We start from the raw sequence: 22,613 nt of genomic DNA, 5'->3' as shown, positions 1-22,613 counted from the left end.
GGCGCCTTGATGTCTTCCAGGTTGATGCCGCCGAAGGTGGGCTCCATCGCGGCGATGATGTCGACCAGCTTGTCGGGGTCGCGCTCGTTGAGCTCGATGTCGAACACATCGATGCCGGCGAACTTCTGGAACAGCACGCCCTTGCCTTCCATCACCGGCTTGCCGGCCAGCGGACCAATATCGCCGAGGCCGAGCACCGCGGTGCCGTTGGTGATCACCGCCACCAGGTTGGAGCGCGCGGTGTATTGGCTCGCATTCTGCGGATTCTCGACGATGGCTTCACAGGCGTACGCGACGCCTGGCGAGTACGCCAGCGACAGATCGCGCTGCGTGACCAGCGGTGTGGTCGGTGCGACCTTGATCTTGCCGGGGCGCGGAAGACGATGATACTCGAGGGCGGCTTGGCGGAAGTCGTCGGAATGAGCCATTGGATGGTTGCAACGGAAAGGAGTGGGAGAAGGGGCCGCAACGCGGCATGCTGCGCATGGTAGCACCCGCCCATCACACTCACTGAGAACCACGGGTAGTCAATAAGTAGTAAACCCGCCGCGCTTTGCGCCGATCTTATGCCAGTGGATTCTTGATGCAGCGCATCACAATGCATTGCCTTCTGGGGACCTCGACCTGGATACTCGCGATCACGCCACGCTCGCGACGAAACCATGACCACACGTCTCGCCAAGATCCTGCTGCCGTTCGTGCTCGCGCTATTCGCTTTCATCGTCACGTTCGACAACATCGTCGACTACGGCTCCAACTACGCGTTCGTACAACACGTGTTGTCGATGGACACGACTTTTCCGGGCAACGCGCTGATGGGGCGCGCGATCACCAGCCCTACGATGTGGCAGGCAAGCTACTGGCTGATCATTGCCGCCGAAGGCATCACCTGCCTGTTACTGGTCAGTGGTGTCGTCGCCATGTGGCGTGCACGCCGCCAGAACGCCGCAAGCTTCAACGCCGCGAAAAGCCTGGTCACGGCCGGATGTGTGATGGGCTTCCTGGTATGGTTCTTCGGCTTCATGGTGGTCGGCGGGGAATGGTTCGCCATGTGGCAGTCGAAGACGTGGAACGGACAGGAAGGTGCCTTCCGCTTCTATATGGCGATCCTCGGCGTGCTGATCTTCGTCAATCAGCCGGATACCGAGCTGCCTTGAGAGCTGGCGGCCATGCGAGTTATAGGCCAGTAGACAACGTCTCCGCTTCCACCTTCGACATCCGCACGCGGTTGATGAACAGCGAGAACGCCAGCTTGCCGGCCAAGCCATGCACGTGCTGCATCCATGGCGGCAGCCAGCGCGGCGCGGCGAGTACGCCGGATTGAAAATACGGCTCCAGGCTCATCACGTCGCCTAGCGTCAACTTGCCGGCAAAGAGATAACGCAGCAGATCCATGCGGCGCTCCTTCAGTGCCCAGCGGAAAAACGTGTGCACGTCCATCAAGCCGGACAGATACACGTTGTCCTTCGCAAACGCGGAACCGCCACCCAGCGGCACGCCGCGGAACACACGCTGCGTGGAATGGAAACTATCCGCTACGCTCTGTCCACAACGATTGAAGTAGCGATACACCTCGACGAAGTCCGCACCGTTGAGCGCCATGTCGAGCGCAAGAATGCGCAGGCTGATGCGCTTGAGCCGTGCGATGTCGATCGCGCCGGACATCAACTCGGCGAACACGGCAAGACCTTCCTGGGTCGCCGTGACACGCGGCGACGTGCGCGCGAGTGATGCCAATACGGGTTGCTCGCGGCCATTCAACGCAGTGAGCGAATGCACGTAGGCTTCGTGGTTGAGCAGTTGATGACGATCGTATTGGCTGAAACGCGTGCCGCCGCGCAGCCGGATGCGCGTGGCGCCCGCTGCTGCCTTGGCGGTGAGATCGTTGTCGACCTCCACCGCGATCACGCCCTGGCCAAAGAAGTCATCCAGTACCCGGGAAAGATCCTTGCGCAGCAGGTCGGAAGGGATGCTGGTGACGACGTCGTCGTCGGCCATGTCCGCGCCGAGTTCGTCGGATAGCTCGACGAAATAGCGTGCCGCGTCGAGGTTGCTGTAATGGCTGCCCGGAATGGCATCGCCCGGGCGGCCATAAAGCTGGATCGACGGCGCGGTGACGCCTTCAGTGCCCACTGCCTCGAGCATCTGGGCAGCGACGCGCCAGGATTCGGCAGTGCGGCGCAGGTACTCGCGCAGCGGATCGCCGTCGCCGGCTTCCTTTTCGATCGCGGCAAGTTCCTTGCGTACTTCGGAAAGATCGGGCTTGCGATAGCTCACTTCCGGCAAGGCGTACTGGCCTTTGCCGTAGGCCTGGATCATGCGGTCTTCCAGCGATGCCGGCCAGCTCACGGTCGAGAGGATGTTGATGCCTTTCACCGCCGCCAGCAGGCGCTTGTCGAGCGCGGCATAGGCTTCCAGTTCGGCCGGAACGGGTTTCTCGGCAGTGCTGCTCACCATCCCTCCCGCTCGCGCGAACCACGCGGACCATGCGGCTTGGTGGCCGGCCGACCGCCACGCTGGCGTCGCAGGCGCGATTCGAGCATGTTGGCTTGTTCCTCGCGCTCGTCGCGCAGCTTCAGGTAATTGCGCCAGCGCTCGGGCGTGATTTCGCCATCGTGCAAGGCTTCCTGGATGGCGCAGCCCGGTTCGCTGCCATGGCCGCAATCGGCGAAACGGCAGTTCTCGGCCAGCGCTTCGATGTCGGCGAACAGGTCGAGGTTTTCCTCGCCGGTGAGCTTCAACTCGCGCATCCCGGGTGTATCGATCAGGCAACCACCGCTGGGCAACTGCAGCAGGGCGCGATAAGTCGTGGTGTGGCGTCCACGGCTGTCGTGACTGCGCACGTCGCCGATGGCCATGTGCTGGCTGCCCAGCAAGGTATTGGTAAGCGTAGATTTGCCGGCGCCGGACGAACCGACCAGTACTGCGCTGTCGCCCAGCTTGAGGTAGGCGGCAAGCACCGCCGCGCTGGCCGGGTCCTTGCCATTGATGGCGTGGATCGGCGTGCCTTCCGGCAGGCGGGCTTGCAAGTCGGCGATGCGTTCTTCCATACCTTCGACAAGATCGGGCTTGCTGAGCACCACCACCGGCTGCGCGCCGGAGCCTTCCACTAGGGACAGGTAGCGCTCGATCCGGGCCGGATTGAAATCTCCATCCAGGCCGGTCAGCACCAGCACGTAGTCGATGTTGGTGGCGATCACCTGCCGCTCGTAGCGCTCACCGGCCGCGGCACGCGACAGCACGGTGCGCCGCGGCTGCACGGCCTGGATGTGCGGCGGCTTGCCGGGTTCGATCTCCACGAAATCGCCCACCGCCGGGCGTTCGGCCGGGTCCAGCCCGCGCTTGAGGAAATGGCCGGCCGGCTGCGCGCTGAAAACCTGCTCGCCGTCATGCAATTCGTAGCCGGCACGGTGCTGCGCCACCACGCGCGCCAGCCGCCGTCCTGCGCCCGGCAAGTCCTGGCCTCGCCAGCCGATGTGGCGGAGCCGTTCAATGGTCTGCGCGTCGGTCATGGGATGGGATTATGCCCATCTTCGATGGGACTCGGGATGCGGCCACGCATATGCCGACTGGTGCAAAGGCCTCCCGTTTTTTTGCCACATTCCCGCCCCACGCGGCCCCAGCACGCTGTTAGGATCGTGAAACCGGCGGCAAGCCGGCTTTCCCATTTCGTTAAAGGACGGAAGAGCGTTGTCCCCGATCAAGCCCAGCGCGCACCTGGCCGAAGTGCGCTATGAAATCCGCGGCGCACTGACTCGCCGCGCGCGCGAACTGGAAGCGGCAGGAACGCCGATCATCAAGCTCAATATCGGCAATCCGGCCCGCTACGGCTTTTCGGTACCCGCCCACCTACGCGAAGCCATCGCCGTGCACCTGCATGAGAGCGAAGCCTACGGTCACGAGCAAGGCCTGGAAGAAGCGCGCGAAGCGATCGCCGCGCAGCAGCGCGCACGCGGCGGGCGGCACGTCCAGGTGGAACGCATCTTCATCGGCAACGGTGTCAGCGAGCTGATCGACCTGAGCCTGCGCGCATTGCTGCAGCCGGGCGACGAAGTGCTGCTGCCCAGTCCCGATTACCCGCTGTGGAGCGCCGCCACCATCCTCAACGGTGGCGTGCCGCGCTATTACCGCTGCCTTGCCGAGAACCGGCATATGCCGGACCCGGAAGAGATGGAAGCACTGATCACGCCGCGCACGCGCGCGCTGGTGATGGTCAACCCGAACAATCCCACCGGCGCGGTGTATCCACGCGCACTGCTGGAACAGATCGTGGCGATCGCCGCGCGGCATCGCCTGCTGCTGCTGTGCGACGAGATCTACGACGAGATTCTCTACGACGGCACACCGTTCCAGCCGCTGGCTGAAGTGGCCGGCAATCACCCCTGCCTCAGTTTCGGCGGCCTGAGCAAAGTGCATCGCGCCTGCGGCTACCGCGTGGGCTGGCTGAGCCTTTCCGGCGACCCGGCGCGCACACACGAGTATCGCGATGCCTTGCAACTGCTGGCTGCCTTGCGCCTGTGCGCCAACGTCACGGCGCAATGGGCGGTGATCCCGGCGCTGCAGGATGCACCCACCATCACTGCGCTGACTGCCCCGACCGGCCGCTTGTATCAGGCGCGGCAAGCCGTGCTGGATGGAGTCGCCGCCAGCCAGTTCCTGGATGTGGTCGTGCCGGAAGGCGCCATTTACGCCTTCCCGCGCGTACGCAGCGACGCCATCGCCGATTTCGACGACAACGCGTTTGCGCTGCGCCTGCTGGAAGAGGAATCCGTGCTGATCGTGCCCGGCACCAGCTTCAACGTGCCCAACAGCCGCCACATGCGCCTCACCCTGTTGCCGCAGCCGGCGCAACTGCGCGAAGTGTTCGTGCGCATGGAGCGCGTGCTGGAGCGCATGGCCGCGGAAGAAGCACCGCGCGCCGCCGTGGCTGCACGCTGACCGATGCCGCTGCGCTATCTCGCCCTGGGCGATTCCTACACCATCGGCGAAGACGTCCCGGCCCAGGCACGTTGGCCGATGCAATTGGTGGAAAAGCTGCGCAAGCAGGCAGTTGCCATCGATGATCCACAGATCATCGCGGTAACCGGCTGGACCACCGACGAGCTGTCCGCCGGCATGGACCAGGCGGCGCTCGCGCCGGATTACGACCTGGTCACGCTGCTGATCGGCGTCAACAACCAATACCGCGGCCGCTCGGCGCAGGAGTATCGCGAGCAGTTCCGCACGCTGCTGTTGCGTGCGGTGGCGCTGGCCGGTCGCCGCGCCGCGCGCGTGGTGGCGGTGTCGATTCCGGACTGGGGCGTAACACCGTTTGGCTATGCCAGCGGACGCGATCGCACGCAAATCGCCTGCGAACTGGATACGTTCAACGCGATTGCTCGCGAAGAAGCCAGCAAGGCCGGTGCGCCTTTCGTAAACATCACCGGCATCTCGCGCGAGCATGCCAATCTGGTCGCCTCCGACGGCCTGCATCCTGCTGGCGCGCAATATGCTTTGTGGACGGACGCCATCGAGCCGGCAGTCGCTGCGGCATTGCACACGGATTGAATCGCCGCCTTGCGGGCAAGCCCGCACTCACGTGCGCAAATCGGCACAATTTAATTAAAAAAATTTACAACCCCGTACGCCAAATGGCGTCGCAAGTATTTACTCCGCGTCAATTTCCTGAAAGAGTTGTCATCAGGGGACATTGGGCAACTTGCAGTGATGGGGAATGTTTAGGCGCTTGCGCGTCTAGCTGTTGCAAGGGAAGGCAGCTCACAAACCTCGTTGCACCGATGCTCCTCTATGGCCATCTATTCGGGGAGTCATCATGCAAGCTCATTACAATCGCTTGTCCGTGGCGGTACGCTTGGCGTTGTCGGTCGGCATCGCTTCGTCGGCCGTCGCGGCCCATGCACAGGACGCGGGGGCGCAGCAGAACAGCACATCGCAACAGAACACGCAGAACGGCGATCAATCGCAGCCGTCAAAGACCAAGACGCTCCAGGCCGTCACCGTGACCGGCTCGCTGATTCGCCGCGTCGACACCGAAACCGCCAGCCCCGTCGTAACGCTGGATCGCGGTGCCATCACCGCCAACGGCGCGCCCACGCTCGGCAACGTGCTGCAGCAACTGCCCAGCGTTTCCGGCTACGCCACCAACCCGGCCAACAACAGCAACGGCGGCGGCGGCGCCAGCCCCACGCTGGAAGGCGGCGATGGTGCCTCGCGCGTGTCGCTGCGCGGACTGGGCACCAACCGCACCCTGGTGCTGGTCGACGGCCAGCGCATGGCCAACGCGGATCTCAACATGATTCCGCAAAACATGATCCAGAGCGTGGACGTGCTGGCGGAAGGCGCATCCACCGCCTACGGTTCGGATGCGGTCGGCGGCGTGGTGAACTTCCACCTGCGCAAGGACTTCAAGGGTGCGGAATTCAGCATCAATGATGGCATTTCCAGCCATGGCGACAGCCAGCGGCGCGGTTTCAACTTCACCACCGGCGCCAGCGGCGCGGATGGCAACATCGTGGCGGGTATCGACTGGAACAAATACACCCCGACGCTGGCTTTGCGCCGAGGGTTCTCGCAGCGCGCGCTGTACCTGTCCAGTGGCGTCCCCACGCCGCAAGGCTCGGGCACGATTCCTACCGGCCGCATCCTGGTTCCAGCCGCACTCACGCCCGGCGGCTGCAATGTGAACGCCGCGGGCAACGCTTATGTGACCCTGGCCAACGGTACCGGCAACAGCCTCAGCAACTACCGCTGCTATGGCGGCTCCAACGACACCTTCAACTACAACGCCTACAACTACATCCAGACCGAGCAGAAACGTGTCAACTTCTTCGTGCTCGGCAACTACAACATCACGCCGAACCTCACCGCGTTCGCGAACGTGTTCTACAACCGCACCAATTCCTCCGGCCAGGACGCCTCGGCGCCCACCAGCACCGGCGATGGCTGGTACGTGACGGCGAACAATCCGATCAATCCGTTTGGCGTCACCTTCGGCACGCCGCCGGGCTACACCGGCACCAGCTACGTGATCAGCGAGCGCCTTACCGGACTTGGCACGCGCCTGCATACCTTCAACACCGACAACTTCCAGCTCAATACCGGCTTGCGCGGCCACTTCGGCCAGAGCAGCTGGCTGTGGGATGCAAGCCTCAACTACGGCTACGCCAATCGCCAACAGACCAACTTCAACGAGGTGAACATTGCCGATCTGCAAGCAGTGATCAACGGCGGCGGCAACATCTTCAACCAGGCCGATCCTGCGGTGTCGGCACAATTGGCAAAGGGCGTGGATGCGCCGGTCTACACCCTCACCAACACGATGAAGCAATTGCAGTTCAACGCCTCCGGCGAACTGTGGGATCTGCCCGCCGGCGCGATGGAACTCTCCACCGGTGCGCTGTACCGCTGGAACTCGATGAACTACACCGTGACGCCGGATGCCATTCTCAATCCCGGCACCGCCACCTGCGCCGTGCTGGCCGAAGCCTGCGGCTCGCCCGGCCGTGGCAGCATCAACGTGAAGGAGCTTTACGCCGAATCGCTGATCCCGTTGCTATCGGAAAAGCCCGGCGCCTATTCGTTGAACGTGGATATCGGCATCCGCGCTTCCGACTACAGCACCTCCGGTACCACGACCAACAAGAAGCTGGCACTGGAATACCGGCCGATCCCCGATTTGTTGATACGCGGCACGGTGACGCAAGTGTTCCGCGCGCCTAACCTCAACGAGCTGGACGACGGCCTCACCATCGGCGGTCCCACCATCAACGATCCCTGTACCGCTCTCAGTGCCGCAACGCTGGCGGCGCACCAGGCGGCCTGCCAGTTCGTGCCGCCGGGATGGTCGGGCAACCCGATCCCGCAGGTGACAGCTTATACATCGGGCGGCAAGCCGGCGGGCGTCAACCTGAAGCCCGAACATGGCTCTTCGTTCGACCTCGGCCTGGTGTATTCGCCAAGCTGGCTGGAGGGCTTCTCCTCCACCGTCGACGTGTGGCGCATCAACCTGCATGACATGCTGACACCACTGGCCGCGCAGACCGTGCTCGACGCCTGCTTCAATAATGACAGCAGCCCGTACTGCGGCTTCATCCACCGCTACCCCAGCAGCAATGCGCTGGCCGGTGCGATCTACTACATGAACACGCCGGTGGTGAACCTGGGCAACCTGAGCACCAGCGGCGTGGACTTCAGCACCAGCTATGCCATTCCGCATTTCGACCTGGGCAGCTTCAACCCCGGCAACTTCAAGGTGGGCCTCAATACCACTTATACCGGCTCGTTCTACAACGACGCCACGCCAGGTCAACCGGGCGCCAGAACGGTCAACTATGCCGGTACGTACACGCAACAGTTCGGCAGCATTGCCCGCTGGCGCGGCACGCTTACGCTCAACTGGTCGCTCGGCAACTGGAGTGCGCAATGGCAGACGCGCTACATCCATCGTATGACCAACCTCAACGCAGACTACATCACCGGCGCTCCCGCACCGATCGCGTCGGTCCTGTATCACTCGGCGCAGATCGCCTACAACGTGCCGGCGATCAAGACGCGCTTCGAGTTCGGCGTGGACAACATTACCGACAAGGCACCGCCGCTGATCTACCAGAACGGCCCGAACTACAACGTCGATACGGCAACGTATGACGTGCTGGGCCGGTATTACTGGGCGCGTGCGACGGTGAAGTTCTAGACGACCCATGCCGCGATCTGCCCTCCCCTGCGTGAAGTAGGGGAGGGTTGGGGCGAAGTCCGCAACCTCGCGTCGAGTTCAAGCTTCATGGCAAGCTCGTAAAACCGGCCCTTTCAAGCACGCATGGGAGAGGGCAACACACGACGCGGAGTAGTGGCACGTGCATTTTTCGCAGTCCAACCACGCTGACCTGCTCGCCGCCTTCAACCAGGGTGATATGGTTCGCGTATTGGCGCTGAGCGAAATCCCTCCGCAAGACGATGAAACCATTCTGCTGCTCCGCGCGCTGGCATTGCGCGCCACCGGTCGTCTGCATGAAGCCTTGCCTTTATTCACGCGACTGACGCAGCTAGAGCCCCATACCTTCGAATACTGGAACAACCTGGGCCTTGTCGCGCGCGAAACAGGTGACGCATCGACCGCCGAACGAGCCTTGCAACAGGCACTGACACTCGCCCCACAACAGGCCGACGTGCACTACAACCTCGGCTTGCTTCATCTGCAACAGAAACAATGGCTGGCCGCACGCAACGCGCTGCTGGATGCCGTACGGCTGGCGCCCGACTTTGTCGAAGCACGCTTGCAAGCGGCGCACGCCTGCCACGTTTGCGGTGACAATACCGGCGAAGAAATCATGCTGGAAAACGTTGCCGACTGGCCGCCGCAGGCCGCCGAGCAGGCGCTGACGCTGGCGAGCATGTTGTCCACCTTGGGCCAACAGGATGCAGCCCTGCGCACGCTGCAAGAAGCTTTGCTTCCGGACGACGGTACGGCCGAGTCGATGCGCCAGCGCATCACAGCGATGCGTGCGGCGCTGTACGAGCGCACCAACCAGCTTGATCTGGCCGAAGCCGAATTGGCGAGCTTGCCACTGGAGAATGTGCGCACGGACCAGCGGCAACTAGCCTGCGCCATCTGGCTGGCGCACGCAGCCATCGCCGCGCGGCGCGCTGAGCCCGCACGTGCTGCCCAACTCTACGAGCGCATCCTGGCGACCACCGATGATGCCGACGTGCTGGCCCAGGCCGCGTTTGGCCTGGCCGCTGCGCACGACAAGCAGGGTCTCCCCTACGCTGCGTGGCAAGCCCTGCAACGCGCACACGACGCGCAACTCAGCATCGCGCACACCATCGTGCCCGAGCTGATGACCGAGGACAGCCAGCCGCTGGCGATGGCCGACCTATCGGTCAGTCGCGGCGAGCACGATCGCTGGACGGCGTTGAAGCCACCGCGCAGCGAACAAAGCCCCGTCTTCGTCGTCGGTTTTCCACGTTCCGGCACCACGTTGCTGGAACAAATGCTGGATGCGCATCCGGACTTCTGCGCGATGGACGAGCGTGCGTTCGTCCATGAATTGACCGAGCGAATGACGCTGGCCGGGCAACCGTACCCATCGGCGCTGGCTGATCTCACGGCATCCGAAGCCGATCAGCTGCGCACCGTGTATGCAGCGATGGCGCGCCAGATCGTTCCTGATTTGGGCACACGCCGGCTGGTCGACAAGAATCCGCTCAACATGCTGTGCCTGCCGATGATCATGCGGCTGTTTCCGGAAGCACGCATCATTCTGTGCCTGCGCCATCCTTGCGACGTGCTGCTGAGCTGCTATATGCAATCCTTCCGCTCACCCGCCTTCATGGTGCTGTGCAGCTCGCTGGAGCGGCTGGCGCGCGGTTATGTGCGCGCATTCGAGCACTGGTTCAACCAGGTAGACGTGCTTGCTCCGCGCGTGCTGGAGTGGCGTTACGAATCGGTCGTGAGTCGCTTCGACGAACACGTGTTGAAGCTGGGGCATTTTCTCGAACTTGACGACCCCGCACCGCTGGCGCGTTTTGCCGAACACGCGCGCAACAAGCATTACATCAGCACGCCCAGCTATGCGCAGGTGACCCAGGGCATTCACAGTCGTGCGGTGCACCGCTGGCATGCGTATCGTGAAATGTTCGAGCCGGTGCTGCCGATATTGCGGCCGGTGATGGGACGTCTGGGATACGCCTAACAACGCGAACCGTCATTCCGGCGAAGGCCGGAATCCAGTACAAACATGCCGTGCGAAGCACACAAGTTAAAAAGGTTTAGAGTGCTTCGCATCAGTATTTAAACTGGATTCCGGCCTTCGCCGGAATGACGACTGGGCGCAAATTACGCGCTAGCCGCATTGAAATCCCCAATCGCGCCAATCAACTCCGTTACCGCCGCACATTCCGCCACGGTGAGATCCGGATTCCAACTATCCAGAATCAACACCACCCGCGTCTCGTTGCTGCGATTCCACGCTTCATGCTCGAACGTATCGTCGAAGGTCACGCAACGTCCTTCCTGCCAGACGTGCGTTTGTCCACCCACGCGCAGGGCGCAATCGGGCGGTACGATCAACGGTAGATGCGTCACCAGGCGCACGTTGGTGACGCCTGTGTGCGGCAGGATGTGCGTGCCCGGACTCAGCACGGAGAACAAGGTTTCCGGCGCATGGTCGCGAATGCGGGTCAGCGGCAGGCTATCGAGCAAGGCTGCGGTGCGCGGGCAGGCATCGGCGTTCGCGTCATAGCGCTCGCCATGCCGATAGAAGAAATACGCATCCCACGTTGCAGGTTGCGTTCCTGACGATTGCAGCATCGCCTGCTGCGACTGTCCCGGTGGCGGTGCGCCAAGGAAGGCTTCCAGGCTTTGCTCGCGTGCAAGCACGCCGCGCAGTTCTTCACGTATCCAGTCCGTGGCCGCTTCCAGCGCGTCATGCCATGGAAAGCGTTCGCGCGCGTAATAGGGCTGGCTGGGAACGTCGGGAAAGTAGAGAAACTTCGGCCGTTGGCGTGGATCGGGCGTCTTCACGGAGTGCTCACCCAGATAGGCTTCCAGACAATGCTCGACCCGCCGCATCTGCTCCACGCCATAACGCTGCTGCAAGGGCTCCAGCACGCGGCGAAACCAGGCCAGCCGCCCGGTATCGACATAACGCATGGCGTGTTTGACGGCCTCGCGCAAACCGGAGGCCGTGGTTTCGTCGCTCAGCCAGCGTCCCTGGTTCTGCGCCGTGCGCAAGGCCCCGAAATACGCTGTCAACGCGTCATGCGGCTGGCCCAGCCGTTCCAGCGCCATGCCCAGCCGCAAGCGTTCCACGAACAGCGAGGGCGCCTGCTGTACCGCTTGCCGCAGCGTCCGGGCCGCCGCGATGAAGTGCCCGGCCGCCAGCTGTGCGGCTCCCGTTACCTGCAAAGCCTCCAGATCACCAGGGATCTCGTCCAGCACGAGTTGGAACAGCTGGCCGGCCTGCTGCAGATCGCCCCGCTCCAGGCAGGCGTGCGCTGCCTGGCGCCATTGCGCGCACTGCGTTTGGGCAGATGTGTTCATGGCCTGTCTCCCCTCCCCGGCAGCTGTTATCGCACACTGCCTTTCCCGGAAAAAAGAGCCACGGCAATCTCTTTGCAACCTTTCCGCCATCGCTCGGTGACGTTCCGGCCCCAGACTGTGATCCCGGCAACCTACCGGGGAGTCATACCGTGGCCATCCTTCGCTGCCGAAGCGCCTTCATTTCCGACGTCCACCTGGGTACACCCGATTGCAAGGCAGCCTACTTGCTGGATTTCCTGCGCAGCCTGCAGTGCCAGCAGCTGTATCTGGTGGGCGACATCATCGACCTGGAATCACTGAGCCGCCGCCGCTGGTGGCATCCGGACCACGGCACCGTCATTGCCGAAGTGCTGGACATGGCGCGTCGCGGGGTCGAGGTGATCTACATTCCCGGCAACCACGACTGCGCGCTACGCGGGCTGGTGGGACAGTCCATCTGCGGCGTGCGCATCGAGCTCAACGCCATCCACGTCGGCGCCGATGGCCGCCGCTATCGCGTAAGCCACGGCGACGAATACGATCCGGAACAGATCGGCCGCAGCTGGATGTTGCACCTGGGCGAAGCGATGCATCGCTTCGTGTGCTGGGGCAACCGGCGCCTCAACGCCTGGCGCCGCCGCATGGCGATGCCGTACCTGCCGCTGTCGATCATCGTGAAATCGCACGTCGGCAAGGCGCTGGCGTACATCCGCGCCTATGAGGAACGCGTGGCCGCCGGCGCGCGCGAACACGGCGTGGACGGCCATATCTGCGGCCATATCCATTTCGGCCAGGTGCGCACCATCGACGGCGTGGTCTATCTCAACGACGGCGATTGGGTCGAACACTGCACCGCGCTGATCGAGGACGAACAAGGCGCGATGGAGCTGATCCATTGGAGCGAGCAACCAACTGCATTGGGCCATGCCAGCCTGGAGCAAGTGCAGCCTTCGCCCATGGCGGCGCTGGCATTGGCGCCGCTTGCGCGGCGCAAGAAGCACGAAGACGTCGAACTCCCCTCTGCTGCCTAAGGTGCGGGGATGATCCCAGCGTGGCTTCGCATGACGATGCTGGGATTGTCAGCCCAGCCTATAAACAGCCCGACCCGCGGCCTTGATCCCTGCCGCGCCGCCAGCATATCGAAGGGCTACAATTGGCCCCTTCTCTGCTGGAGTCCCCGCCCTCATGTCTGTTGAATCCGCCACCCGCGAACGCATCGAAACCCTGCTGAAAGACCACCGCGTGGTGCTGTTCATGAAGGGTACCCGCTATCAGCCGATGTGCGGCTTCTCCGCCGCCGCCACCAATACGCTCAACGAGTTGCTGCCGGATTACCACACCGTCAACGTGCTGGAAGATCAGGAAATCCGCGAAGGCATCAAGGCGTTCGGCAACTGGCCGACCATTCCGCAGCTGTACGTGGACGGCGAACTGGTCGGTGGCGCCGACATCATTCGCCAGATGTATGGCAGCGGCGAACTGCACCAGCTGTTCGGCGTTGCCGCACCGGACCGCACGCCGCCGGAAATCACCATCACCGACAAGGCCGCCGATGCCATCCGCAGCGGCACGGCCAACGCGCAGGGCATGGCCCTGCATCTGGAAATCGGCCCCGACCACAGCGCGGGCTTCCAGCTTGCGCCGGCGAGCGAGCACGACATCGTCGTCACCGCCAACGGCATCGAAGTGCACTTCGACCCCGCCAGCGCGCAGCGCGCCAAAGGCATCGTGATCGACTGGGTTTCCACCATGCAGGGCGAAGGCCTGAGCCTGAAGTTTCCCGGCGCCGGCAGCACCGGCGGCGTGCAATCGATGAGCGTGCAGGAACTCAACAGCCGCCTCGCCGCCGGCACCATCACCCTGATCGACACGCGCCCGGCACAAGGCCGCGCCATCGCCAAGCCGCTGCCGCAAGCACGCATCCTGGAAGAAGAAGGCCACGCCGCCCTCGCCAGCCTGCCCAAGGACACCCCCATCGCCTTCATGTGCCACCACGGCATCTCCAGCCAAGGCGTCGCCGAGCAATTCGCGTCGCATGGGTTTACTGAGGTGTATAGCGTGGATGGCGGTATCGATGCGTGGGCTGCTGAGATTGATTCGAGCGTGGCGCGTTACTAAGTTGCCTTGCATCTGCTTGACCCATAAAGACGGGGCTTCGGCCCTGTTTTTTTTGTTCAAGGCAATGACCCAGTTGTCCAATGCATGCGAATCATACGCATCGACGTGCCAGATCATAAAACGGTCAACGGCATCAACATTCAAATATCTCCGGCTTCGGATCGATTAGCCAAGGTGTTTGATCGAACATATTTCGTGTAAACAGCCGCATCGCAAAAAAAATCGACGATAACGCAATAAACTTCAGAACGCCGCTGGGGAAATTTGTTTAGCCAATTAGCCCTCAATCTCTCTCTATAGCTTGCAGCGGTTAATGCGAATACAAAAACTTAACCATTCTATTGATACGTTGCGAAGAAATGACATCTCGAATGAGCCAATTAATAGGCGCCCTTTCTTTCACCAGATGATTCCCGAATACGTTTCGCAGGCGCCGCCGTACGGATTGCCTGCGAAAGCAGGAGGCGCGGTGGCCGCTCGCCACTATGGAAATAGCTTGAGGTCCAAACCATGCAGAATGATCAAATGGAATACATTCGTCCGTTCGCGCGCATGCTGGCGAACGAGGTGTCAAGCGAAGAAGCAGCCTTGAAAGCCAAGAAAGGCCTATTCCACAGCCTGCCATCTGGCCCCAATGTCCTTATGGATATTCCAGATCCAAACTTTAATAATTGAGCTGTCGGAAAGCATCCGTCGTGCTTCGTTGATCCATCATGTTAGAGAAAGCCGCCACAGATACACCGTGGCGGCTTTTTTCATAAGGAGATAATGAGCGTGCAAGCTACCGTATTTATCTATTCTGTCGCTGGGGATCCTCATGCTGCCACCCTAGCCTGGGCACTACGCAAAAATTCCGTTCCTTGCCGGCTCCACGCTTCAATCCGCGAAGATGAGGGGACGCGTCTGTCAATCCATATGGGAGAAGCCTCAGATACTGTGATATGCGATGGCTTAGATACCACCGATATTCGATCTGTATGGTACCGGCGCCCATTGAAGCCAGAAGCGGGGCCGTGTCATGAGGCTGATCGCGGCTTTATTGAAGGCCAATGGCAGTATCTACAGAAAAACGTTTTTGACGTTGCTGACAACTTAGTCCACGCCTTATGGGTTAATCGCCCACGGGCAGCGAATTTTGCTGAGAGCAAGTTGGCACAGTTACAAGCAGCCCGCGCAGCGGGGTTGCAAATCCCAGAGACAGTCATCGGAAACCATGCGCCTGCTATCGCCGCTCTGATCCAACGCTTTGGAAAGGTTGTGTTCAAAACTTTCTACCCACACAGCTGGCTAAGTGAGCGCAGTGGCACAATGTACGACGCCGGCGTGGCCCTGCTCGACAGCGATAGCGATTTGCCTGAGCAGGCCATTGCATTGAGTCCTGGCATCTATCAACGCTATATCGAAAAGGCGTTCGACGTACGCGTAACCATTATTGGCCACAAGCTATTTGCGGCAAAAATACAAAAAGCCGCCGGTGAGGCTTATGTGGATTGGCGCCCGCATTCTTACGACGAAGACATACGATTTGAAAGCTTCGCCATGGGTACCACGCTGGAGGCGAAGCTGCGGAGCCTTATGGACCTGCTGGGTATTGTGTTCGGTTGCCTCGACTTGGCGGTTGACCATCTTGGCAACGTCTACTTTCTGGAAGTGAACCAGGCCGGACAGTTCCTCTTTATGGAGGAAGCACTCCCGGAACTGCCATTGACGCGCGCCATGGCCGCCATGCTCAGCAGCGGGCGCATAGACTATGGTTTGGGCGACTGTATCGAAGTCAAGTTGGCCGATTACCTGGAGACTGAAGAATATCGATCTCTGGCGCCTACTCCCTCAAATATTGCGCCACGAATAGCTATGGAACCCTAGCAGCGATCAGTGGCAACCGTTTAGCATGCCACACAACAAGACCCACATCCTTTTGCGTTCGGGTTCCGTCAAGTTTCGGCCCACATGCGGATGAGGTTCGCACGCGATTTGCTGATCAGGTCAAAGGTCTGGCTTTTGCCCTCGCGCTTGAAAGTCAGATGCTTGGCGTTTTCCAAATCCCACAATATTTCCCGTCGCGCAGGATCGCGTATCTGGCTTTGCACCCAAATGATTGCCGCATCGCGCGCGCCACGAGTGACAGGTGTCACGTGGTGCAACGTATTGGCTGGATAAGCAATCGCAGCACCCGCTTCAAGCTTGAACTGGCTGCTGATGCCATTCATCAATACCGTCAACTCGCCGCCATCATAGCTTCGTGGATCGGAAAGAAAAATGGTGATGGCAATATCGCTGCGTATCGCATTGCTCATGCTGCCCATTACCGGTGTATCCACGTGCGGACCGTATTCCATGCCTTGCGCATAACGATTGAACAATACCGGCGTTGCCGTTGCCGGCAGCAAGGCCGTCTGCAACTCACCGCTGCGCACAAAGGCCTCGCGCACAATGCGCGCGATCTGCTCATATTCGGGCGCACCCGACGTCACTTGCAGATTCCGCTTGACCTCGCGCGCGGACCAGCCTGCCGTGCTGGCGCCATCAACAAAAGAAGCAGCCTGCAATTTGGACTGGATGGCGGCCAGCTCATCTGGACCGAGAATGGCGGGGAAACAGTGAATCAAGGCAATACCCCCCCTACGAGGTTGCGTGACACCATCCATGGTAATCGCCCGCTCCGGGAAGCGAAACGTCCAGCTGCTATTTACCGCGAGGAACATGCAAGACTAAGCACTGGCTTTGAAAGCTCCGCATCAGGTAACCCATGTCGTCACCCTCCCTCTCCTCCGCGGCACAACAATGGCTGAGCGAAGCCGGCAAAGCGTTATCACAGGGGCGTGCGGATTTGGCCGAGCCCGCATTGAAGCGCGTGCTCGCCGAGGCACCCGGTTTCGCCAGCGCCCAGTTCCTGTACGGCATTGCCTGCCAGATGCGCGGAGACAGTAAGACCGCGGCCGAATACATGCGTAAAGCCGCGCAGCAACGTCCGGATGACCCAAACATCCTCACCAATCTAGGGGGCGCCCTTTACGATTCTGGCGCAGCCGAGGAAGCATTCACTCATCTACATCGCGCCACCCAACTGGCGCCTACGCAAGCGTCCAACTGGTACAACCTTGGCAAGGCATTGAAACTGCATCGGCAACTGGACGAGGCCGCGGATGCTTTGCAGCAGGCACTTGGCCTGGACGATGGGCATGTCAGTGCACGCACGACACTTGCCGACATTTTTACGATACGCGGCGATATCCCCGCCGCCATTGCGCAATACCGCAAGGTGCTGACCCTGCGACCAGATCACGCACTTGCGTGGCACTCGTTGGCCAATCTGAAAACCGAACCGCTCACCCCGGCGGATGCCAGGCAGATCCAGCACATTCTGCAAACCCGACAACTTGCACCCGATGATCGCGTGTCGCTCGGCTTCAGCCTTTACAAGGCGCTGGAAGACCAGCACCAATACAGCGATGCGTTCCAGGCATTGCGCGCGGCCAACGCACTCAAACGCCAATTGGTTCAGTGGAATGCCGCAGAAGCACACGCGCACAATGAGGCAATCATTGAAACATTCCGCCGCCCGCTGCCGGCACCGCTCGATCCCAACCTCGGAAACGAGGTGATTTTCATCGCCAGCCTTCCGCGTTCTGGATCAACACTGGTTGAGCACATTCTCGCCTCGCATCCGCAGATAGAAGGCGCGAACGAAATCCAGGACCTGTCACAGGTGCTCGACGAAGAATCGAAACGGCGAGGTAAAGACTTTCCACATTGGGTCGTTGAAGCGACCCCCGAGGATTGGACGCGCCTGGGCAAAAGCTATCTGGACTGTACTGCACACTGGCGCACCAAGCGACCTTATTTCACTGACAAAGGCTTGCAGAACTGGCAATGGGTCGGTGCCATTCGCGCCATGCTGCCGGGCGCCAAAATCATCAATTGTCATCGCGATCCGGTCGAGACCTGCTTTGCTTGCTATCGGCAGCTGTTCAGCGAAGGCGCCTACTTCAGCTATGACCTTAAAGATCTCGCCAGTTATTACAACGACTACCAGAAGCTCAGTGACTATTGGCAAGAGCGTTATGCGGACAAGGTGCTCGAGCTTGCTTACGAGAAACTGGTGCAAGAGCCCGAAGTGCAGATTCGGCGCCTGCTCTCCTTCTTCCAATTGCCATTCGATGCAGCGTGCCTCTCACCGCATCAGACACAGCGCGATGTACACAGCACCGCCAGTGCGGCGCAAGTACGCCAACCCATACGCGGCGATACCGCACGCAGTCCACACTATCGACACTTTCTGGCACCGCTGATCCAGCATCTCGATCATTGAAACGAAGAAGGCCGCCGGTTGTCCGGCGGCCTTCTTCGTTTCTCCGATGACGAGCACCTTCCGTGGCACTCGTGCATCGTCTATCGCTATTACCAATCGTATTTCACGCTGAAATCCATATAGCGCGGCATTTCCGTCGACTGCGCGGTGTGATAGACCGGGCTCCAGTAACCCGTACCCTGGTTGCCACCATTCGCGCCTGGGCCAATACCAATGGCGTATTCGGTGTAGTAGAGGGTCGCAGCCTGTTCGTTGAACACATTGTGGATTTCCCACTGCATCGTGAGGTGCTTGTTCGCCCATGCCGGCGTGTAGGTCACTGCCAGATTGAGCTGATGCGTCCAGGGCGTATGGCCGCTGGTGCCCGGAGGAGACGGCTGGCCACCGGCACCAACCAAGGAGTACTGACTGCCCACAGGTTGGGTTGGATCAAACTTAACAATAGTCCCGTTGTTGGCCGGCGTACCACCGCAGAAATGCTGATAGGGGCCGGTATACAAGCTCGGACTAATCTCGCTGCCATAACCGCTCAAGCAGACATTCGGCGCACCGGACTGGATGATGTACGTGCCGCTGATCATCCATTCCGGCGTGATGGCATAGGAGCCAAACGCCTTCAAGGTGTGGCGATGGCTGTTGGCCTGCTCACCGTTGGCGTATTGCATGAGGTCAGGGAAGTCCCACTGGGCCGTGGTCGAGCCGGACGCAGCGTTGATACGCTGGTTCGTGATCTGCCCGATCGGGGTATCGGTGGGGCCTTCGGTACTGCCGTACGACTTGGAGAACACGTAGTCCACCTTGGCGTACCACTTGCCGTCCCAGCTGTGTTCCAGATAGCTCTCCAGCGCGTAGTATTTACGCGACGGTACCGGCATGGAACAGTTCGGCGATGTACCATTGGGGCCACCGCAGACAAGACCCTCACCCGTGTTCGGATTCCAGGTGGCATACCCGTCCGGTTGCGGGATGTAGTTGGTTTTGCCCGGATTGACCAACCCCGGGATGACGTTACCTTCATAGAGAACGTCGGTATCGTCGACCAGATTACCCGCCTTCTCCCAGGTCGCCTGCTCGCCCCATACCAAACCGGTGTCACCGAGCTGCTTCTGCATGCCCAGTACGTATTCATCCTGATACTGCGGCTTGAGGTTGGTCGAAGCGTAGTTCTTGATATTGCCGTGGGCACCGCCATTCTCGCCGTCGGACGAGAAGAAACCCGGTACCGGACCACCCGTCGGCGCGACGGGAACCACGCTCAAGCCGGTCGGCTGGCCGTTCGAGGTGATGCCCGTGTAGGTGTAGACAACCGAGCCGTTGATGGAACCGAATTGCGGGTTACGTCCGGCCAGGCCCGCTGGCAGCGCGAGATAGTAGCGCCCCGCGTTACCGAAGATCTTGAAGGTGCTGTCACCAAACACATCCCAGCTGGCGCCCAGGCGCGGTGCCCATTGCGGGCTGGTTTCCTTGACGTAGGCCTCGCCACCGAAGCCGGTGTTTTTGAACTGGTCGTTGCGCAAGCCGAGGTCGAGCAACAGGTTGGGCATGACCTGCCAGCGGTCTTCGATGTACTGCGCTTTTTCGCGCAAACCAATCGAGACGTCCGTCTGCGTGATGCCTTGCTGGACGTAGTTGCCCGTAACGTTGCCCGCACCATTGAGGAACGGCGCAGAGGAAATACTCGATGGCGTGCCGGTGAAATAGTTCCAGGTGCCGCCACCGATGGTCGTGGCGCCGTCGTTGTCGTCACGGTACTGGACGTTGTCGATACCGAACTTCAGATCGTGGCTGTCGGTGACCTTCCAATCCAGGTCGATGCGCAGGTTCTCGGTCTTGGTGGTGTGCTTCGGATTGGGAAGGGTCTGGCTAACCAGTTGTGGAGCGGCAACACCCGGCGGCACGACAAACCCGGTGCCGAACGTGACGGGAGAAATATCCCCGCCCGCGAAGCTGCTGTAGTAATCCGCACCCATCAGGCCGTACATCACTTCGAGCGTGAGGTTGTCGGTGATGTAGGAGGTGTACTTCAGGATCCCGATGTCGTAGGTATTCTTGAACAGCACATTCGGCGCGTAGTAGTTGGCGACCGACTGGTTCGAGTAGTTGTACTGGTAGAAGTTGTTGCTGGTTTCATCTTGCTGGCTTCTTACGCCGGTCAATTCCAGCACGTTGTTGTCGTTGATGTTCCAGTCCAACTTGCCATACAACTTCGGACTGTTGGTAGCGCTCGTTTCGTAGTAGCCCGAAGGCGACACCATGCCGTAGTTCGCCGCCACGCCAGTCGCCCCAGCATGATTGTTGCTGTCGTGCTGCCATTCGGCCGTCAGGAAGAAGAACAGCTTGTCCTTGATCAGCGGGCCGCTGATGTAGGCGTCATACACACTCTCCCAGTCGCTGTCCTGCTTGCGGCCCCTTTCGATCTGGCCGTAGCCGGGCTGATAGTTCGTAGTGCCCTGCGTAGGTGCCATGTAAGGCTTGCCGGGACTGACAACGCCGGTGGCCGGATCGACGTTATAACCAATCGCGCCTACCGGCGTAAGCGGATTGCTGTAATAAATGTTGTCGTATTGGCTTTCGGCCCAGGACGGAGCCCAGGACACGTACACACCGGCGTGCCACTGGTTACCGCCGCGCTGGCCGACCTGGCTGATCACGCCACCGGTCGAACGCCCGTATTCCGGGCCGTAACCGCTGGTGATGGTCTGCTGCTCGGCAATGGCGAAGTACGGCAGCCCAATGCCACCTGCGCCACCGATCGGGTCTGTGGTGTTGAAACCGTTGAGGTAATACGCGTTTTCCACAACGCTGTTGCCGCCCATCGAAAGCAGCGGCGAACCGGTCGGACCCGTGCCCAGGCTGGAGCCACCTGAGGCCACGCCAGGGGCCAGCAGCGCGATGGCTTCAGCGCTATGGGCGATCGGCAGGTTCTTCAGTTGCGATGCGGTAAGCACCTGCGTCTGGCGAGTTGAGGACACGTCGATCGCCGGCACCGAGTTGGCCGTCACCGTGACGGTCGCAAGGTTCTTCGCGTTCTCGGCAGCCGAAAATGGCACTGCCGTACCACCTGACACCGTTACTTGCACATGATCCTGCTTGGACACCACGTTGCCGCCCTGCATCAGCGACACGGTGTAATCGCCCGTCGGCAACTGGTTGGCGCCGAAGCGACCGTCGCTACCGACCGCTACTTCGCGGGTCAGGCCAGTCTGGTTGTTGACGATGCGAACCGTCTCACCAGCCGCTACCGGCGCGGTACCAAACACCGAACCGGTCGTGGCCTGCGCCAGCACCTGTCCGGAAAATCCAAAACCCATCGCAACCGCGATAGCCAACGCAGTGTGACGCACCGGCATCCTGTTCGATGCGGGCACAAACTTCTTGATGCTCATTAAGGTGCTCCCCAGCAGCTAGAAAAACAAAGAGGTAAACCGCCAGCGCATGCCCCTGACCGGCGCAGGTCCCACCCCAGCCAGATCACGAACGGACGGTCTTTCTTCCCCATCCCCGACAAATTGCCTGATCCGAAAAATGTTTTACCAGCGGATCTTTAGCACTCTGTTGTCCCGAAAATTAAGTGTTCGCATAACAAAAAGTCAACAATAAATAATTACGGATGAAAGCAATATTTTGCGATTCGCAATTTATGGGGGCCCATGGCGCTATATATGACGGTTATTCGCAAAATAACGCTAAAACAGTCAGCTTGCCGCAAGCATGGCCGCGAGTTTGCGCAAGGAAAGGCAGAGCCCACTCTCCCGCCTCGTCTTCGACGCAGATGTTTAACACCGCCCGTGCCGGCGCACCTGTTTAGAGCGTCAAGGCCGATCCGAATGCGGGCCTCCGCATAAGGAATAAGGTTGGCGAAGCCCGCAGCGAAAATGGTGGCCGTTTCCATAGCCACCGCCATGCGCTGCGCGCAACGCAGATACTCTTGGGTGTCCCGTGGTGCTCCCACACGCGCCGGTCCCGTAGTCGGCGATGGGCAACACCAAATCGCCTAGCGGATTCTTCTTTTTCACGCCGCCGCATCTACCCAGAAACAACACATCGCTGGGCTGAATCGTGTCCTACACATCACTCACGCTGGCGGCATTGAGGCTGCCCTTGATCTCGAATGATCCGGCATGGTTCGCATATGCCGTGGGATCTGCGCCGCGCCGACCCGAT

Annotated in this window: 15 protein-coding genes and 1 pseudogene; 10 read left to right on the top strand and 6 right to left on the bottom strand. The window is 60.8% G+C overall.

Going from position 1 to position 22,613, the window contains the following annotated elements; genetic code table 11:
- Positions 1–428, bottom strand: a pseudogene (locus tag V7M64_RS10950) (NADP-dependent malic enzyme); the annotation flags it as partial.
- 234 nt (positions 429–662) lie between these two features.
- Between V7M64_RS10950 and V7M64_RS10945 the strand changes: the two are divergent.
- Complete coding sequence (locus V7M64_RS10945) at positions 663–1,157, top strand: DUF2165 domain-containing protein (protein ID WP_333679178.1); 495 nt, start codon at positions 663–665, stop codon at positions 1,155–1,157.
- 19 nt (positions 1,158–1,176) lie between these two features.
- Here the strand turns inward: V7M64_RS10945 and V7M64_RS10940 are convergent, their stop codons facing one another.
- Both V7M64_RS10940 and rsgA read right to left on the bottom strand, forming a co-directional pair.
- Positions 1,177–2,454, bottom strand: a complete 1,278-nt coding sequence (locus tag V7M64_RS10940; protein ID WP_333679177.1) for a flavohemoglobin expression-modulating QEGLA motif protein — start codon at positions 2,452–2,454, stop codon at positions 1,177–1,179.
- Complete coding sequence (rsgA, locus tag V7M64_RS10935; protein ID WP_333679176.1) at positions 2,451–3,512, bottom strand: ribosome small subunit-dependent GTPase A; 1,062 nt, start codon at positions 3,510–3,512, stop codon at positions 2,451–2,453. The genes V7M64_RS10940 and rsgA overlap by 4 nt, the downstream gene beginning before the upstream one ends.
- A 178-nt stretch (positions 3,513–3,690) precedes the next feature.
- Here rsgA and V7M64_RS10930 point away from each other — a divergent pair, with 178 nt between their 5' ends.
- The 4 genes from V7M64_RS10930 to V7M64_RS10915 all read left to right on the top strand — a co-directional run bounded on the left by V7M64_RS10930 (position 3,691) and on the right by V7M64_RS10915 (position 10,691).
- Positions 3,691–4,938, top strand: coding sequence for an aminotransferase class I/II-fold pyridoxal phosphate-dependent enzyme (locus V7M64_RS10930; protein ID WP_333679175.1), 1,248 nt, complete (start codon positions 3,691–3,693; stop codon positions 4,936–4,938).
- A 3-nt stretch (positions 4,939–4,941) separates the two neighbouring features.
- A complete protein-coding gene (locus tag V7M64_RS10925; protein ID WP_333679174.1) occupies positions 4,942–5,547 on the top strand; it encodes an SGNH/GDSL hydrolase family protein in 606 nt (201 codons plus the stop codon).
- 265 nt (positions 5,548–5,812) lie between these two features.
- Positions 5,813–8,692, top strand: coding sequence for a TonB-dependent receptor (locus V7M64_RS10920; RefSeq protein WP_333679173.1), 2,880 nt, complete (start codon positions 5,813–5,815; stop codon positions 8,690–8,692).
- 160 nt (positions 8,693–8,852) lie between these two features.
- Positions 8,853–10,691, top strand: a complete 1,839-nt coding sequence (locus V7M64_RS10915; protein WP_333679172.1) for a sulfotransferase — start codon at positions 8,853–8,855, stop codon at positions 10,689–10,691.
- Between the two features lie 143 nt (positions 10,692–10,834).
- Here V7M64_RS10915 and V7M64_RS10910 read toward each other — a convergent pair whose 3' ends face one another.
- Positions 10,835–12,040: an aspartyl/asparaginyl beta-hydroxylase domain-containing protein gene (locus V7M64_RS10910; protein WP_333679171.1), complete on the bottom strand. Its 1,206-nt coding sequence runs from the start codon at positions 12,038–12,040 to the stop codon at positions 10,835–10,837.
- Positions 12,041–12,189: 149 nt separating this feature from the next.
- Here V7M64_RS10910 and V7M64_RS10905 point away from each other — a divergent pair, with 149 nt between their 5' ends.
- The 4 genes from V7M64_RS10905 to V7M64_RS10890 all read left to right on the top strand — a co-directional run bounded on the left by V7M64_RS10905 (position 12,190) and on the right by V7M64_RS10890 (position 16,003).
- Positions 12,190–13,050, top strand: a complete 861-nt coding sequence (locus V7M64_RS10905; protein WP_333679170.1) for a UDP-2,3-diacylglucosamine diphosphatase — start codon at positions 12,190–12,192, stop codon at positions 13,048–13,050.
- A gap of 154 nt (positions 13,051–13,204) precedes the next feature.
- Positions 13,205–14,137, top strand: coding sequence for a Grx4 family monothiol glutaredoxin (grxD, locus tag V7M64_RS10900; RefSeq protein ID WP_333679169.1), 933 nt, complete (start codon positions 13,205–13,207; stop codon positions 14,135–14,137).
- A 510-nt stretch (positions 14,138–14,647) separates the two neighbouring features.
- A complete protein-coding gene (locus tag V7M64_RS10895) occupies positions 14,648–14,812 on the top strand; it encodes a hypothetical protein (RefSeq protein ID WP_333679168.1) in 165 nt (54 codons plus the stop codon).
- 99 nt (positions 14,813–14,911) lie between these two features.
- Entirely contained in the window at positions 14,912–16,003 is a 1,092-nt protein-coding gene (locus tag V7M64_RS10890) for a hypothetical protein (protein ID WP_333679167.1), read from the top strand.
- A gap of 68 nt (positions 16,004–16,071) precedes the next feature.
- Here V7M64_RS10890 and V7M64_RS10885 read toward each other — a convergent pair whose 3' ends face one another.
- The gene (locus V7M64_RS10885) at positions 16,072–16,785 is read right to left on the bottom strand and encodes a Fe2+-dependent dioxygenase (protein ID WP_333679166.1); all 714 of its coding nucleotides are present in this window, start codon (positions 16,783–16,785) and stop codon (positions 16,072–16,074) included.
- A gap of 101 nt (positions 16,786–16,886) precedes the next feature.
- Here V7M64_RS10885 and V7M64_RS10880 point away from each other — a divergent pair, with 101 nt between their 5' ends.
- The gene (locus tag V7M64_RS10880; protein ID WP_333679165.1) at positions 16,887–18,449 is read left to right on the top strand and encodes a sulfotransferase; all 1,563 of its coding nucleotides are present in this window, start codon (positions 16,887–16,889) and stop codon (positions 18,447–18,449) included.
- Between the two features lie 89 nt (positions 18,450–18,538).
- On the opposite strand, the gene V7M64_RS10875 is transcribed toward V7M64_RS10880, so the two are convergent.
- Entirely contained in the window at positions 18,539–21,835 is a 3,297-nt protein-coding gene (locus tag V7M64_RS10875; RefSeq protein WP_333679164.1) for a TonB-dependent receptor, read from the bottom strand.
- Positions 21,836–22,613 lie beyond the last annotated feature (778 nt).

This window comes from Dyella sp., assembly GCF_036746095.1.
In the GTDB taxonomy this organism is placed as follows: Bacteria; Pseudomonadota; Gammaproteobacteria; order Xanthomonadales; family Rhodanobacteraceae; genus Dyella_B.
This window is presented reverse-complemented; position numbering and strand designations above follow the sequence as displayed.

Bases quoted from the DNA above. Each gene is read 5' to 3' on its own strand.
- V7M64_RS10945 (WP_333679178.1), top strand. From the start codon at position 663: ATGACCACACGTCTCGCCAAGATCCTGCTGCCGTTCGTGCTCGCGCTA.
- rsgA (WP_333679176.1), bottom strand. From the start codon at position 3,512: ATGACCGACGCGCAGACCATTGAACGGCTCCGCCACATCGGCTGGCGA.
- V7M64_RS10925 (WP_333679174.1), top strand. From the start codon at position 4,942: ATGCCGCTGCGCTATCTCGCCCTGGGCGATTCCTACACCATCGGCGAA.
- V7M64_RS10920 (WP_333679173.1), top strand. From the start codon at position 5,813: ATGCAAGCTCATTACAATCGCTTGTCCGTGGCGGTACGCTTGGCGTTG.
- V7M64_RS10910 (WP_333679171.1), bottom strand. From the start codon at position 12,040: ATGAACACATCTGCCCAAACGCAGTGCGCGCAATGGCGCCAGGCAGCG.
- grxD (WP_333679169.1), top strand. From the start codon at position 13,205: ATGTCTGTTGAATCCGCCACCCGCGAACGCATCGAAACCCTGCTGAAA.
- V7M64_RS10895 (WP_333679168.1), top strand. From the start codon at position 14,648: ATGCAGAATGATCAAATGGAATACATTCGTCCGTTCGCGCGCATGCTG.
- V7M64_RS10885 (WP_333679166.1), bottom strand. From the start codon at position 16,785: ATGGATGGTGTCACGCAACCTCGTAGGGGGGGTATTGCCTTGATTCAC.
- V7M64_RS10880 (WP_333679165.1), top strand. From the start codon at position 16,887: ATGTCGTCACCCTCCCTCTCCTCCGCGGCACAACAATGGCTGAGCGAA.
- V7M64_RS10875 (WP_333679164.1), bottom strand. From the start codon at position 21,835: ATGAGCATCAAGAAGTTTGTGCCCGCATCGAACAGGATGCCGGTGCGT.